Source organism: Burkholderia cenocepacia (assembly GCF_014211915.1).
Classification (GTDB): Bacteria; Pseudomonadota; Gammaproteobacteria; order Burkholderiales; family Burkholderiaceae; genus Burkholderia; species Burkholderia orbicola.
Map to the genome: position 1 here is coordinate 1,272,236 of NZ_CP060039.1, position 14,697 is coordinate 1,286,932.

12 protein-coding genes are annotated in these 14,697 nt (G+C 66.6%); 3 read left to right on the forward strand and 9 right to left on the reverse strand.

Annotated elements, in window-relative coordinates; all coding sequences use genetic code 11:
- Positions 1-27: 27 nt before the first annotated feature.
- From pcnB to hda, 3 genes are read right to left on the reverse strand one after another with little or no spacing between them, the layout of a single operon-like run.
- Positions 28-1,578 (reverse strand): polynucleotide adenylyltransferase PcnB, encoded by a 1,551-nt coding sequence (pcnB, locus tag SY91_RS05950; protein ID WP_023477676.1) that lies wholly within the window; start codon positions 1,576-1,578, stop codon positions 28-30.
- Between the two features lie 5 nt (positions 1,579-1,583).
- Positions 1,584-2,261 (reverse strand): HAD family hydrolase, encoded by a 678-nt coding sequence (locus tag SY91_RS05955; protein WP_043888533.1) that lies wholly within the window; start codon positions 2,259-2,261, stop codon positions 1,584-1,586.
- A gap of 11 nt (positions 2,262-2,272) precedes the next feature.
- Positions 2,273-3,007: a DnaA regulatory inactivator Hda gene (gene hda / locus SY91_RS05960; RefSeq protein ID WP_012327945.1), complete on the reverse strand. Its 735-nt coding sequence runs from the start codon at positions 3,005-3,007 to the stop codon at positions 2,273-2,275.
- A 253-nt stretch (positions 3,008-3,260) separates the two neighbouring features.
- Here hda and purM point away from each other — a divergent pair, with 253 nt between their 5' ends.
- The gene (gene purM, locus SY91_RS05965; RefSeq protein ID WP_023477674.1) at positions 3,261-4,316 is read left to right on the forward strand and encodes a phosphoribosylformylglycinamidine cyclo-ligase; all 1,056 of its coding nucleotides are present in this window, start codon (positions 3,261-3,263) and stop codon (positions 4,314-4,316) included.
- Between the two features lie 99 nt (positions 4,317-4,415).
- Here purM and tet read toward each other — a convergent pair whose 3' ends face one another.
- Positions 4,416-5,609: a Tet(A)/Tet(B)/Tet(C) family tetracycline efflux MFS transporter gene (gene tet / locus SY91_RS05970; RefSeq protein ID WP_404990063.1), complete on the reverse strand. Its 1,194-nt coding sequence runs from the start codon at positions 5,607-5,609 to the stop codon at positions 4,416-4,418.
- A 62-nt stretch (positions 5,610-5,671) separates the two neighbouring features.
- On the opposite strand from tet, the gene tetR reads away from it, so the two are divergent.
- Complete coding sequence (gene tetR, locus SY91_RS05975) at positions 5,672-6,304, forward strand: tetracycline resistance transcriptional repressor TetR (RefSeq protein ID WP_023476340.1); 633 nt, start codon at positions 5,672-5,674, stop codon at positions 6,302-6,304.
- A 4-nt stretch (positions 6,305-6,308) separates the two neighbouring features.
- On the opposite strand, the gene miaA is transcribed toward tetR, so the two are convergent.
- A complete protein-coding gene (gene miaA, locus SY91_RS05980; protein ID WP_023476339.1) occupies positions 6,309-7,283 on the reverse strand; it encodes a tRNA (adenosine(37)-N6)-dimethylallyltransferase MiaA in 975 nt (324 codons plus the stop codon).
- On the reverse strand, positions 7,280-9,289 hold the full coding sequence (gene mutL, locus SY91_RS05985) for a DNA mismatch repair endonuclease MutL (protein WP_023476338.1): 2,010 nt from the start codon (positions 9,287-9,289) through the stop codon (positions 7,280-7,282). The genes miaA and mutL overlap by 4 nt, the downstream gene beginning before the upstream one ends.
- Positions 9,290-9,472: 183 nt before the next feature.
- Here mutL and SY91_RS05990 point away from each other — a divergent pair, with 183 nt between their 5' ends.
- Positions 9,473-10,156: a DedA family protein gene (locus SY91_RS05990; protein ID WP_023476336.1), complete on the forward strand. Its 684-nt coding sequence runs from the start codon at positions 9,473-9,475 to the stop codon at positions 10,154-10,156.
- Between the two features lie 83 nt (positions 10,157-10,239).
- On the opposite strand, the gene SY91_RS05995 is transcribed toward SY91_RS05990, so the two are convergent.
- From SY91_RS05995 to SY91_RS06005, 3 genes are all read right to left on the reverse strand, one after another.
- Positions 10,240-11,052 (reverse strand): mechanosensitive ion channel family protein, encoded by an 813-nt coding sequence (locus SY91_RS05995; RefSeq protein ID WP_023476335.1) that lies wholly within the window; start codon positions 11,050-11,052, stop codon positions 10,240-10,242.
- A 199-nt stretch (positions 11,053-11,251) separates the two neighbouring features.
- Positions 11,252-12,679 carry a mannose-1-phosphate guanylyltransferase/mannose-6-phosphate isomerase gene (locus tag SY91_RS06000; RefSeq protein ID WP_043887592.1) on the reverse strand — a complete coding sequence of 476 codons (1,428 nt, stop codon included), beginning with the start codon at positions 12,677-12,679 and terminating at the stop codon, positions 11,252-11,254.
- Positions 12,680-12,689: 10 nt separating this feature from the next.
- Entirely contained in the window at positions 12,690-14,345 is a 1,656-nt protein-coding gene (locus SY91_RS06005) for a capsular biosynthesis protein (RefSeq protein ID WP_260632420.1), read from the reverse strand.
- Between the last annotated feature and the right edge of the window lie 352 nt (positions 14,346-14,697).

Below are 14,697 nucleotides of genomic sequence, written 5' to 3' on the forward strand. Positions count from 1 at the left end.
TTCCTACGTCGTTCGCCGGCGCGCGCGTCAGTCGTCGGAACCGCTCGCGGTATCGCCCGCGGCATCCGGTGCCTGCTCGGCGGCACCTTCACCCGGCTTGCGGTTTCGTGCACCGCCGCGGCGGCGCCGCTTGCGGGGCGATTTTTCCTTCGAGCCGCCCTGCGTGAGCAATGCCTCGCGAGCGGCCGCGTCGCCTTCGATGAAATCCGTCCACCACTGTCCGACTTCCGCATCGAGCTCGCCGGATTCGCAGCGTAACAGGAGGAAATCATACCCCGCTCTAAACCTTTGGTGTTCCAGCAGCCGCATCGCGCTGCGGCCCGAGCGCTTCTCGAGGCGCAGCTGCAGGCCCCAGATCTCGCGCATGTCGGCCGAATAACGCTTGTGGATCGCGAGTTTCTCGGTCTGCATGTCGAGCACGTCGTCCATCGCGCGATGGAGCGCCGGCACCGGGATTTCGCCCGCGGCCGTGTATTGCTCGAAGCGCTGGCGCATGTCGTGCCACAGCAGCGTCGCGAACAGGAAGCCCGGCGACACCGGCTTGCCGGCGCGCACGCGCGCGTCGGTGTTGTTCAGCGCAAGCGTGATGAATTTCTCGCCCTGCGGCTGTTCGAGCACGACGTCGAGGAGCGGCAGCAGCCCGTGATGCAGGCCTTCCTTGCGCAGCCGCTGCAGGCAGGCGAGCGCGTGGCCCGACAGCAGCAGCTTCAGCATTTCGTCGAACAGGCGTGCGGCGGGCACGTTGTTGATCAGGTCGGCGAGCGCGTGGATCGGCTCGCGCGTATGCGGTTCGATCTCGAAGCCGAGCTTCGCCGCGAAGCGCACAACGCGCAGCATCCGCACCGGATCCTCGCGAAAGCGCGTGGCCGGATCGCCGATCATCCGCAACAGGCGGGCGCGGACGTCGGCCATCCCGTCGTGGTAGTCGAGCACCGTCTGCGTCGACGGGTCGTAGTACATCGCGTTGATCGTGAAGTCGCGGCGTGCGGCGTCCTCGTGCTGCTCGCCCCACACGTTGTCGCGCAGCACGCGGCCGCTCGCGTCGACCGCATGCGTGCGGCGATCGAGTTCGTCGCGCTTCAGGCGCCGCGGCGGCTCGGCTGTGGCCGCCTCGGGCGGCGCGTCGACCAGCGCGCGGAACGTCGACACTTCGATCAGGTCCTGTCCGAACTGCACGTGGACGATCTGGAAGCGGCGGCCGATCAGGCGCGCGCGGCGGAACAGGCGCTGCACCTCGGTCGGCGTCGCGTCGGTCGCGACGTCGAAATCCTTCGGCGCGATGCCGAGCAGCAGGTCGCGCACGGCGCCGCCGACGATGAACGCGCGGAAACCCGCCTGCTGCAGCGTGTCGGTCACGCGCACCGCGTTCTTCGAGATCAGCGCCGGGTTGATGCCGTGCACGCTGGCCGGCACGACGGTTGGCTCATGGTTGCTGCGCGGTTTCTTCGCGCCGCCGCCGCGGGCGCCCTTCGGGGTGCGCGGGGCAGCAGGGGCCGCTTTGTCGGCCGGGGCCGCTGCGGGATGCGTTTGCTCGGTTTCGTCCTGGCCGAGGAGCTTGCGAATGAATTTTTTGATCACGACGTTCAGAAGAGATCGAGGATACGCCAGCCGCGGTTGCTTGCATGCGCGCGCAGCGTGTCGTCAGGGTTGGTCGCGATCGGGTCGGTGACTTTCTCGAGCAGCGGGATGTCGTTGTGCGAGTCGCTGTAGAAATAGCTGTGTTCGAAGTCGTCCCAATGCTTGCCGAGCGATGCGAGCCACGCTTCGGTGCGCACGATCTTGCCTTCGCGATAGCTCGGCGTGCCGGTCGGCCGGCCCGTGTACGGCGAATCGGGATGCCCGTCGGTCGTTTCGACCTCGCACGCGATCAGCGTGTCGACGCCGAACGCGGTCGCGATCGGGCGCGTGATGAATTCGTTGGTCGCCGTCACGACGCAGCACAGGTCGCCCGCATCGAGGTGCTTGCGTACCAGTTCGAGCGCGGCGGGCGTCATCGCCGGCCGGATCACCTCGTGCATGTACTGCTCGTGCCATTCGGCCAGCTGCGCGCGCGAATACTTCGCGAGCGGCGTGAGCATCGCCGTGAGGTACGCGTGGATGTCGAGCCGGCCGGCCTTGTAGTCGGCGAAGAACTGGTCGTTCTGACGCGAGAAGCTTTCCGCGTCGACGATGCCGAGCTTCACCATGAAGCGACCCCATTCGTGGTCGCTATCGGTCGGGATCAGCGTGTGATCGAGGTCAAAGAGTGCCAGATTAGTCATGGAAGCGCATTTTACTCGAAGCGGTTCGGGCCCGTGCCCGGTGGTGTGATGTCGTCGCCGGGACGCGCGAGCATCCGGCGCAGCAGCGGCAGCGTGACCGCTCGCTTTTGCTCGAGCGAGAAGCGGTCGAGCGCGTCGAGCAGGGCCATCAGGCTCGGCATGTCGCGGCGGAAATGGGTCAGCAGGTACGCGGCGATGTCGTCGGTGAGCGCGATCCCGCGCTCCTTCGCCGCGAGCTTGAGCACGGCGATCTTGCCGGCGTCGGACGGCGGCGACAGGTGGAACACGAGCCCCCAGCCGAGGCGCGTGCGCAGATCCTCGCGCACGTCGAGCGCGAGCGGCGCCGCCGGGCCCGCCGCGACGAACGCGCTCGACGGGTGCGCGCGCACTTCGTTGAACAGGTTGAACAGCGCGACCTGCTGCGTGTCGCTCATCCGGTCGCAGTCGTCGATCGCGTAGATGCCGATGCGCGGGTCGAACGTGAACGCGCCGAGCGGGCTCTGCGGCGTCAGGTAGCGCGCATAGCCGTACGACGCGTCGCTCACGAGCGCCTGCAGCAGGTGGGTGCGGCCGCTGCCCGGCTCGCCCCAGATGTAGAACGACCGGTCCGGCACGGGGCCGGCCGCGAGCGCGAGATCGAGCTTCTGCAGGCGCGTGACGAGCTCGTCGTTCTCGTCGCTCATGATGAAGTTGTCGAACGTGGCGGGCGGCGGCGTGCCGAGATCGAGCGTCAGTTGACGGGACACAGCAGTCACAATGCGGATCGGTTGAAAAAACGCGCGCCGTACGCCGGGCACGCGCGGGGGAAGGCGCCTCGGCTGGCTTCACGCGCGACCGTACGCACGGCGGCGCGGCGCGGGTTTCGGCGCGCTTCGCCCGGCGATGAAAACGGGGACGTGTTGACCAAGATGCAATCCCTGACGATTCGGTGCTGGGAATTCCGGCCAACGGGCCGGCTTCGGGTAAAATCGCATTTTACCGACCTTCTCGCATTCCCCCATGAATCCTCCGAAATCCGCTCCCGACGCTCAGGGTCTGTCCTATCGCGACGCAGGTGTCGACATCGACGCAGGCGACGCGCTCATCGACAAGATCAAGCCTTTTGCGAAGAAAACCCTGCGCGACGGCGTGCTCGGCGGCATCGGCGGGTTCGGCGCGCTGTTCGAAGTGCCGAAGAAGTACAAGGAGCCCGTGCTCGTGTCGGGCACCGACGGCGTCGGCACCAAGCTCAAGCTCGCGTTTCATCTGAACAAACACGACACGGTCGGCCAGGATCTGGTCGCGATGAGCGTGAACGACATCCTCGTGCAGGGCGCCGAGCCGCTGTTCTTCCTCGACTACTTCGCGTGCGGCAAGCTCGACGTCGACACGGCCGTAACGGTCGTCAAGGGCATCGCGCAGGGCTGCGAACTGTCGGGCTGCGCGCTGATCGGCGGTGAAACGGCCGAAATGCCGGGCATGTACCCGGACGGCGAATACGACCTGGCCGGTTTCGCGGTCGGCGCGGTCGAGAAGAGCAAGATCATCGACGGCAGCACGATCGCCGAAGGCGACGTGGTGCTGGGCCTCGCGTCGAGCGGTATCCATTCGAACGGCTTCTCGCTCGTGCGCAAGATCATCGAGCGCGCGAACCCGGATCTGTCCGCCGATTTCCATGGCCGCTCGCTGGCCGACGCGCTGATGGCGCCGACGCGCATCTACGTGAAGCCGCTGCTCGCGCTGATGCAGAAGCTGTCGGTGAAGGGCATGGCGCACATCACGGGCGGCGGCCTCGTCGAGAACATCCCGCGCGTGCTGCGCGAAGGTCTCACCGCCGAGCTCGACCAGAAAGCATGGCCGCTGCCGCCGCTGTTCAAGTGGCTGCAGGAGCACGGCGGCGTCGCCGACGCGGAAATGCACCGCGTGTTCAACTGCGGGATCGGCATGGCCGTGATCGTGTCGGCGGCCGATGCCGACGCGGCGATCGCCGACCTGACCGCCGCCGGCGAACAGGTGTGGAAGATCGGCACCGTGCGTGCGACCCGCGAAGGCGAGGCGCAGACGGTCGTGGTCTGACGCAGGGCAAGCAGATGCAGCAGGAAAAGCCGCCCGGAGCGATCCGGGCGGCTTTTTTTCGGACGGTCGCGGGCTCAGCGCGACGGCGCACGCCGACGCTTATGCGGACGCTCGCGGCGCGTTCGCTGGGCGCGCGCCGGCCAGCAACGGCGGCACGAGCAGGTACAGCAGTGCGGCGGCGGCCCACACGAGCCCCGGCCACGTCGCGCGCGTCGCCGCGTAGGTCGCGGTGACGACGAGCGGCCCCGCGACGCCGATCAGGCTCGCCACGCTCGCCAGCGTGCCTTGCAGTTCGCCCTGGCGCGCATCGTCGACCTGCCGCGCGAGCATCGCCTGCAATGCCGGCAGCGTCATGCCGCCGGCCGCGAACAGCGGCAGCAGCGCGAACGGCACCCAAGCGGCGGTCGCGAACGCGATGATCGCCAGCCCGAGCGCATCGCCCGCGAGGCCCAGCGCGAGCGCGCGCCGCTCGCCGAGCCGCGCGATCAGCGGCCCGATCGCGAACGCCTGCGCGAGCGCGTGGCACGCGCCGTAGCCGGCGAGCGACAGCCCCGCGACCGGCGTCGACCAGCCGAAATGTTCCTGGCCGTAGAGAATCCACAGCGTCGCGGGCGCCTGCGACACGAGCGCCACGATCACGTAGATGCCGACCAGCGGCGCGAGCGCGGGCGCGCCGCTCAGCCGGCGCAGGCTCGCGAACGGGTTGAGCGCGCCGACCGCCCGGCCTTCGCGGGCCGAACGCGGCCGCGATTCCGGCAGCACGCGCCATACGAGCAGGAGATTCAGCGCGTTGAGCAACGCGGCCGCGACGAACGGCGCACGCAGATGCAGCACGCCGAGCAGCCCGCCGATCAACGGGCCGGCGATGAAGCCGATGCCCATCATCGCGCCGAGCTGGCCGAAGCGCCGTGCGCGGTCGGGTTCGGCCGTCACGTCGGTCACGTACGCGGTCGCGACCGCGACGTTCGCGCCGGTGATGCCCGCGATCAGCCGGCCGACGTAAAGCCACGCGAGTGTCGGCGCGAGCGCCATCAGCAGATAGTCGAGCGCGGCGCCGGCCAGCGACGCGAGCAGCACCGGGCGGCGGCCGAAACGGTCGCTCAACGCGCCGAGCAGCGGCGCACACAGGAACTGCGCGAACGCGTACAGCGCGAGCAGGACGCCGTAGTGGGTGTCGGTGCTGCCCGCGGCGGCGAGCGAGCGCAGCAGCCCGGGCAGGATCGGCATCACGATCCCGACGCCGATCGCGTCGAGCAGGACCGTGGCCAGGATGGCAATCAGGGACGGATTCAAGAGCATCACTCTATCGATGATAGAGTGCACAGTATTCCACAGTTTCCCTATCGGTGATAGAGATGAAAGACACAGGCGCGCGACTGACGCGCGACACGGTATTGCGCGCGGCGCTCGAATTGCTGGACGAGGTGGGGATCGACGGGCTGTCCACGCGGCGGCTCGCCGAGCGGCTCGGCGTGCAGTCGCCGACGCTGTACTGGCATTTCAGGAACAAGGCCGAGCTGCTCGACGCGATGGCCGAGGCGATCATGCTGGAGCGCCACGGTGAGTCGCTGCCCCGACCGGGCGACGTGTGGGATGTGTGGCTCGCCGAGAACGCGCGCAGTTTTCGCCGCGCGCTGCTCGCCTATCGCGACGGCGCGCGCCTGCACGCCGGCACGCGACCGCGCGCGCTGCATTTCAGTTCGATCGAACGCAAGGTCGCGCTGCTCGGTGAAGCGGGTTTCAAGCCGGACGAGGCGGTCGACGTGATGGTCGCGATCGGGCGCTTCGTGGTCGGATGGGTGCTGGAAGAGCAGGCGCGGCCGGACGGCGACACCGATGCGCTGCTGCCGGATGCGGCCGAATACCCGTTGTTCGCGCAAGGCTGGGCCGCGCTGCGCGAGCGCAGCGGCGACGAAGCGTTCGAGCGCGGTATCGCATGGATCGTCGACGGCGCGCGCGCGCGCCTGGCGGCGCGTCGGGCGGGCTGAGCGGTTAGTCCGGCGTGCGGCCGTCGAGCACGCGTTCGAGCGCGTCGAGCGCGCGGGCCGTCGAATCCGGCGCGATGCAGTCGACCACGATCCGCTCCGGCATCGCCCGCAGCCACGTGATCTGGCGCTTGCACAGCTGGCGTGTCGCGAAGATGCCCTTGTCGCGCATCGTCCGGTAGTCGCTATCGCCGTCGAGGAATTCCCATGCCTGGCGGTAGCCGACGCAACGCATCGACGGCAGGTCGGGATGGAGATCGTCGCGGCGCCGCAGCCGTTCGACTTCGTCGATGAAGCCCGCGTCGAGCATCGCGTCGAAGCGCTGCGCGATCCGCGCGTGCAGTACCGCGCGGTCCGACGGCTCGAGCGCGACCGGCACGAAGCGATACGCTGCGGCCGCATCGTCGGTGCGGCGCGGCGCGGCGAGCAGCGCCGACATCGGTTGTCCGCTCAGCATGAAGATTTCCAGTGCACGCTGGATTCGCTGCGAATCGTTCGGCGCGAGCCGCGCGGCCGTGTCGGGATCGACCTGCGCGAGCCGCGCGTGCAGCGCGGGCCAGCCGTCGCGCGCGGCGTCGGCGTCGAGTGCCGCGCGGACCTCCGGGTCGGCGCCCGGCAAGTCGTTGAGCCCTTGCGTCAGCGCCTTGTAGTACAGCATCGTGCCGCCCGCGAGCAACGGCGTGCAGCCGCGCGCGACGATCTCGCCGATCAGCCGGAGCGTGTCGGCGCGGAATTCCGCGGCCGAATACGCGTCCGCCGGGTCGATGATGTCGATCAGGTGATGCGGCACGCTCGCGCGTTCCTCGCGCGACGGTTTCGCGGTGCCGATATCCATGTCGCGGTAGACGAGCGCCGAATCGACGCTGACGATCTCGATCGGGCGGCGCGCGGCGAGCGCCAGCGCCGCCGCGGTCTTGCCGGAAGCGGTGGGGCCGAGCAGGCAGGCGATCGTCGTCGGGCGGGACTGCGAGGAAGCGCTCATTGCCCGCGCATGAAGAGACGGTCGAGATCGTTCAGCGTGAGCTGATACCAGGTCGGCCGGCCGTGATTGCACTGGTCCGCGCGCTCGGTTGCCTCCATCTGGCGCAGCAGCGCGTTCATCTCGTCGAGCGTCAGGCGCCGGTTCGCGCGCACCGCGTGATGGCACGCGAGCGTGCCGAGCAGTTCGTGCTGGCGCTCGGTGAGCACCCGCGAGCCGCCGAACGCGTGCAGGTCGGCGAGCACCGCGCGCGCGAGCGACTGCAGGTCGGCATCCTTCAGCAGCGCCGGCACCGCGCGGATCGCGAGCGTCGTCGGCGACAGCACCGCGAGGTCGAAGCCGAGCGATTCGAGCGTGTCGCGCTCTTCCTCGACCGTGCCGATCTCGACCGGCGTGGCCGTCATCGAGATCGGCAGCAGCAGCGACTGCACGGCGACCGTGCGGTCGGCGAGCGCGTTCTTGAACTGCTCGTACAGGATTCGCTCGTGGGCCGCGTGCATGTCGACGATCACGAGCCCGTACGCATTCTGCGCGAGCACGTAGATGCCGTGGATCTGGCCGAGCGCGAAGCCGAGCGGCTGCTCGTCGTGCGCGCCGGCGGCGAGCGGCGTCGCGGCGAAGCCCGGCAGCGGCGCGACCGGGGCGTCGGTGGAATCGGCCGCATCGCGCGCGATGAGCGTCGTGCCGTCCGGCGTGCCCGCGCCGCTGTCCTTGCGGCCGAACAGCGCGTCGTAGAGCGCGAGCGGCTGCGCGACGGGCAGCGTGCCCTGCGTCATCCGCGCCTGGCGCATCCACGTGTTGCCCGCCGACGATGAAGACGATGGCGACGAGAAGCCGCTGCCGCCGCTACCGCCAATGCCGCCGGCGCCGCCCGGACTCTGACCGAGCGGCGTGTCGAGGAACGACGCCGGCCCGCGCGGGGCCGGTTCGAGATGCGCGGCATGGCCGCCCGCGGTGGTTTCCGGCGACGCGCCCGCGTGGCGCGCGAGCGCGCGCTGGACCGCGTGGAACACGTACTGGTGGATCGAGCGCGAATCGCGGAACCGCACTTCGATCTTCGACGGATGCACGTTCACGTCGACGGCTTCGGGCGGCAGGTCGAGGAACAGCACGTATGACGGGTAACGGTCGCCGTGCAGCACGTCCTCATAGGCCGCGCGCACAGCGTGCGTCAGCAGCTTGTCGCGCACGAAGCGCCCGTTCACGAAGAAATACTGCTGGTCGGCGCGCCCGCGGCTCGCGGTCGGCAGGCCGGCGCAGCCGTAGACGGCGAGTGGGCCGGCCTGCTCGTCGAGCGGCAGGTGCGCGGTCGCGAAGCTGTCGCCGAGGATCTTCGCGACGCGCTGCGCGGGCTCGGTCGCATTCCAGTGCTCGACGGCCTTGCCGTTGTGCAGCACCGAGATCGCGACGTCCGGCCGTGCGAGCGCCGCGCGACGGATCATTTCCAGGCAGTGGCCGAATTCGGTCTGCTCGCTCTTCAGGAACTTGCGCCGCGCGGGCGTGTTGAAGTACAGCTCGCGCACCTCGATCGTCGTGCCGATCGAGCCGGCAGCGGGCGACAGCACGCCCGTCTGCGCATCGATCTTCATCGCATGCGCGGCATCGGCCGTCCGGCTCGTGATCGACATCTCGGCGACCGACGCGATCGACGCGAGCGCTTCACCGCGAAAACCCAGCGTCGCGACCGCCTCCAGCTCCTCGAGCGAGCGGATCTTGCTGGTCGCGTGGCGCATCAGCGCGAGCGCCAGTTCGTCGGGCGGAATCCCGCAGCCGTCGTCGGTGATCGAGATGCGCTTGACGCCGCCTTCTTCCAGCACGATGCGCAGCGTCGTCGCGCCGGCGTCCATCGCGTTCTCGAGCAGCTCCTTGACGACCGACGCCGGGCGTTCGACGACCTCGCCGGCGGCGATCTGGCTGATCAGCTGGTCGGGCAGGGGCTGAATCGCGCGCAGCGGGCGCGCGGCGGGGGCGGGCGCGGCGCCCGCGGCCGTTTCGGTGATATCGGACATGGCCGAATTATAGCGAGGCGACGAACGCGTGCCCGGGTGGCGGGCCGTTACGTTTTTTCACGGAGCCTTAAGGTAGTTTCGGTATCATCACCCCGTTGCACGCGCCGCCTTGGCTGGCGGGCGCCTCGGCCATGTCTGGCCTGTCCCGGCCGTTCCGGCCCCATCGCCTTCGAGGAATCGCATTTGGATACGCTGCTTCATTTCGTCAACCTTGTCCTGCATATCGACGCTTTCCTCGGCGATTTCATCCGGCAGTACGGCGCGTGGGTCTATCTCGTCCTGTTCCTGATCGTGTTCTGCGAGACGGGGCTCGTCGTGTTCCCGTTCCTGCCCGGCGATTCGCTGCTGTTCATCGGCGGCGCGTTCGCGGCCACGGGCGAAATGAACGTCGGCCTGCTGATCGTGCTGCTGCTCGTCGCGGCGATTTCCGGCAACACCGTGAACTACCTGATCGGCCGCTGGGTCGGCCCGAAGGTGTTCAATACGCATATCCCGGTGCTCGAGCGGTTCCTCGATCGCGCCGCATTGCAGAAGACCCACTCGTTCTACGACAAGCACGGCGGCAAGACGATCGTGCTCGCGCGCTTCATCCCGGTCGTGCGCACGTTCGCGCCGTTCGTCGCGGGCGCGTCGTCGATGAGCGTCGCGCGCTTCCAGTTGTTCAACGTGATTGGCGCGCTGGTGTGGGTGCTGCTGCTCGTGCTGCTCGGCTATTTCTTCGGCAACATTCCGTTCATTCGCCAGTACCTGAATGTCATCGTGCTGGTCGGGATCGGCGCGGCGATCGTGCCGGTCGCGCTCGGCGCGGTGTGGAAGCTGGTGCGCCGGAAGCAGTCGGATAATGTGCCGAAGGCGGGTGGGCGCTGAGCACGCGCGGTTCCGTTTCTTCGCGGCAGTAAAAAAGCGTGGCAGTTCTGAACTGCCACGCTTTTTTTCGTTCGTCGATGCTGTTACGCAGTGCGATGCGAGACCGGAGTTTCGGGCGTCGGGTATTGCGCGTCGCGGAACGTCTCGAGGATCACGCGGTTGGTGTCGCAGTACACCTGCCAGTAGTGCTCGGGCGCCGTGGACGGGCGCACGAACAGCAGCGGGCCTTCCGGCGTGAACTGCAGCACGCCGACGTCCGGTGCCGGGGTGGTCAGTACGTTCGGGATCTGCTGGATCTGCGTCTTCAGGCGGTTGATCGCATCGGCCGCGTCGACGCTGTGCGCGATCTTCGCGGTCAGGTCGACGCGGCGATGCGGCGTCGCGCTGTAGTTCGCGATGTTGTCCGAGAAGATCTTGTTGTTGCCGACGATCGTCACGATGTTGTCGGCGGTGATGATCGTCGTGCCGAACAGGCCGAGCTCCTTCACCGTGCCCGTGACGCCGCCCGCGCTGATCACGTCGCCGATCTTGAACGGGCGCAGCACCTGCATGAACACGCCGGCGGCGAAATGCGCGAGCAGGCCGCCCCAGGCCGTGCCGATCGCTAGGCCGAGGCCGGCGAGCAACGCGGCGAACGAGGTGGTCTGCACGCCGAAGATCTGCAGGATCGCGAGGATCAGCAGGATCGTCAGCAGCACGCCGACGACGGAAGTCAGGTAGTCGGTGAGCGTCGGGTCGACCTTGCCGCTGCGGCGAACGACCTTGCCGAGCAGGCGGGTACCGATGCGGATCGCCCAGCGGCCGACGAACCACAAGACGATCGCGGCGAGGAGGTTGAGGCCGAAGTCGAGGCCGCGGGTCATCAGGAATTGCTGGGCGGTGGCGAGATCGATCATGCGTTCTCCGAGGTCAAGGGTAAAAGGGCGGCGCATGCACCGGAATGGGAGGCGCTTTTATAACCTGACCTGGGAGGGGCGGGCAACCGGGCTGACATTGGTTGACGTAGTGAAAAACGGGCAGGACGCGTGTGTGTGCTACCCGTCTGGTGCATCGGATCGACGCCGGTTGCGGCGTGCGACCCGGGCGTTGTCGTGTTTACTTCGCTGCGCGTCCGTAGGTGTCTTCGAAGCGGACGATGTCGTCTTCGCCGAGATACGCGCCCGACTGGACTTCGATCAGTTCGAGCGGGATCTTGCCGGGGTTCGTCAGCCGATGGGTCGCGCCGAGCGGGATGTAGGTCGACTGGTTCTCGGTCAGCATGATTTCCTTGTCGCCGTTCGTGACCAGTGCCGTGCCTTTCACGACGATCCAGTGCTCGGCGCGGTGGTGGTGCATCTGCAGGCTCAACTGTGCGCCCGGGTTCACGATGATGCGCTTGACCTGGAAGCGGTCGCCCTGGTCGATGCCTTCGTACGAACCCCACGGGCGGATGACACGGCGGTGCGTGACCGATTCGTGGCGGCCGGACGCGTTCAGCCATTCGACGATTTTCTTGACGTCCTGGGCCTTGTCGCGATGCGCGACCAGCACGGCGTCGGCGGTTTCCACGATCACGATGTTGTCGAGGCCGATCGCGGCAACCATCCGGTGTTCCGCGCGGATATACGAGTTCTTCACCGCGTCGGTGAAGATGTCGCCGATGAGTGCGTTGCCCTGTTCGTCGGCGGCCGCGATGTCCGCAAGCGCGCTCCACGACCCGATGTCGTTCCAGCCGAGATCGGCCGCCGCGACGACGGCTGCGCGCTCGGTCTTTTCCATCACCGCGTAGTCGATCGAGACGTTCGGGCACGCTGCGAATGCTTCGGTGTCGAGACGGAGAAAGTCGTTGTCGCGCTTGGCGGATTCGAACGCGAGTTCTGCCTGACGGGCGATTTCCGGTGCATGGCGATGCAGCTCTTCCATGTACGTGGACGCCTTCAGCATGAACATGCCGCTGTTCCAGTAGTAGTTGCCGTCGCTGAGGAAGCGTTCGGCCGTCGGCGCGTCGGGCTTTTCGACGAATGCGTCGACCTTGTAGACCTGCTTGCCGTCTGCGATGGCCGGGCCACGGCGAATATAGCCGAAGCCGGTGTGCGCTTCCGTTGGCGTGATGCCGAACGTGACGAGGTGCTGGTCTGCTGCGATCGCCGCTGCCTCTGTGGCTGCGGCGATGAATGCGGGCTCGTTGAGGATGACGTGATCCGACGGCAGCACCAGCAGCAGTGCGTCAGGCGATTCGTGCAGGGCGAGCAGCGCGGCGATCGCGATCGCGGGCGCGGTGTTGCGGCCTACCGGCTCGAGCACGATCGATGACGGCGTGATGTTGACTTGGCGGAGTTGTTCCGCGACCAGGAAGCGCTGATCGTTGTTGGTGACGATGATGGGGGCTGCGGCGCTCGGGATGTGCTGAAGGCGGACAGCCGTCTGCTGGACGAGGGTCTGGTCGCCTGTCAGTTTCAAGTATTGCTTCGGATAGCCGCCGCGCGACATGGGCCAAAGGCGGGTGCCGCTGCCGCCGCAAAGAATTACCGGGTAGATTGTCATTTTTTCTCAGTCACGAATGTCGTTGTTCATGCTGTCCGATGGAGTCGATGGTCGCAACAGACAGTGCGGCGTCGATCGAATGTCGGAAATCGGGGTGTCGATTCATTCGGAGACGCCAGGCAAAATGGCTGGACGCATTGCGGATCCAGCGGAAAATCTTGCGTATCGGACGCGATCGATTGCGCCCGATATCGGTCAGGGGGCGGGCCGCTGGCGCCGCCAGCCGATGAATCGCAGCTTCCGGCGTAGTATATAGGCGAAGTTTCCAGTCCCAGTAGATCGGATAGCGGATGAACGTTCCGGCAACCAGCATGTCGAGCGTGAGTGTCCGGCGGCGCCACGGAATTGGCAGATGGTCTTGAGTCAGTCCCCAACCCGCGTAAAACGGCATTCCATAGGTAAAAACACTTTTATCCCGCAGGAGCGCGTCAAAACCCGCCAGCGACGACATCGTATGCACTTCGTCAGCGATATCGATGAGCGACAGCAGGTCAGAGTCAGTGTCGACGATGTCAGCAAGCTGCGCTGCGTGAACGAGTCCCTTTCTGTTGCCGGATAGGACATCAGGGTGCGGTTTGTAGACGATGAACGCTGATGGCCGAGCGTGGCGTACTGCTTGAAGCAGCGTTTCGACATCGCGTATATGGACGGTACCTAGTTTGATTGAGGCGTCATCTGCTACCTGTCCGGGCACGAGCACGACGGTTGTGCCGGGAGGGGGACGCCACGACGGCAGTCGTCGTCCGAGATTGTATTTACTGATACCGGCGGAGACGATGCTTGCGCGCAAGCTTTTCGCTCGCACCAACTCCGCCGCTGAGAATTCGGCTGTGTTCAGCAACTCGCTGAGGTCACTGGGCTGGCTCGCGTCGAAGTAGATGCCGCGTTTGTCAATCACCTGGCTTGCCGGAGGTGACATGTCCGAACCGAGGCCGTCGGAATGTATGAAGCCGTCCTCGATTCTGACGTGGCGTGTCTTGGGTGAAAGTTCCTTGGCATTTCTCGCCCCCCATAGAACTGCGTATTCCGTCGCATCGTGGATGTCTGGTCTGGCCGTCCACCGCAACACGCCACCACCCGCGACAAGGAACGGTGTCGCAAATGGGCGTTTCCACCATTGAAATCGGAAACCTGCGAGACACGTGAGATCCGCGAAGCGCGAGCGAACAGCGCGCTGTAGCTCCAGATGCGTCAGCAACTGGTCGAAACGTCCCTGCTCATGTGTCACAGGATCGAGGTAGCTGCAATGACGGAGAAAGACGGCATCGAAAAATTCGACGAGTGTGGGTCGTGCACGATGCCCGGGAAAGGTGCTTTCGTCTTGCGTCAGTCCCCATCCTGCGTAGAACGGCTCGCCGTAAACATGCACAGACGCGCCTGTCAGCAAGCCAAACAAGCCTTCGATCGCCCCCAATGTATAAATGTGATCGACCTTGGGAAGCATGGGGAAGGGCAGCGTACTCGCGCCCATGACCGGAAGCGTGGCATCGGTTATTGCCGACAACCAGTCACCGTGCGCGAGGTCCTTGGACCGAAGAAAGCGGATGTCTGCATCACGATGATTCGCGCGAGCCGTCGCGACCATGCGCCTGAAAACCGCCGGATCGTTTCGACGTGGCGATTTCTCACCTTGCGCCGAAACAATGCGCTCGTCGATGATCAGCACTCGCCCCGATGATTGAGATGTTGCTGCATTTGGCAGCGACGGAAGGGGGCACGTACAGAGTGCGGCGACACGTGCTAGCAGTGAGTCTGAACTGGTGCTGTACTCGTAGGGGACCTGCAGCGTTTCGTTCAGGGCGTCGGCGAACAGGTGTCGACCGGACTTCCGGAACTGAGCACTGAACCAGGACAGTCGTGGAGTTCCGCGGCTCAATTGCGATTGGAATGGTCCTGGCCACGTGACGTTCACGCGTCCATCGACATGTTGTACTTCGCTTCGGATGCTTGCTTCCGGCTCGCAATTCGTTCGGGGCAGCACGTCTCCTGCTGACCGGACCGTGTTCCTGTCGAGACTG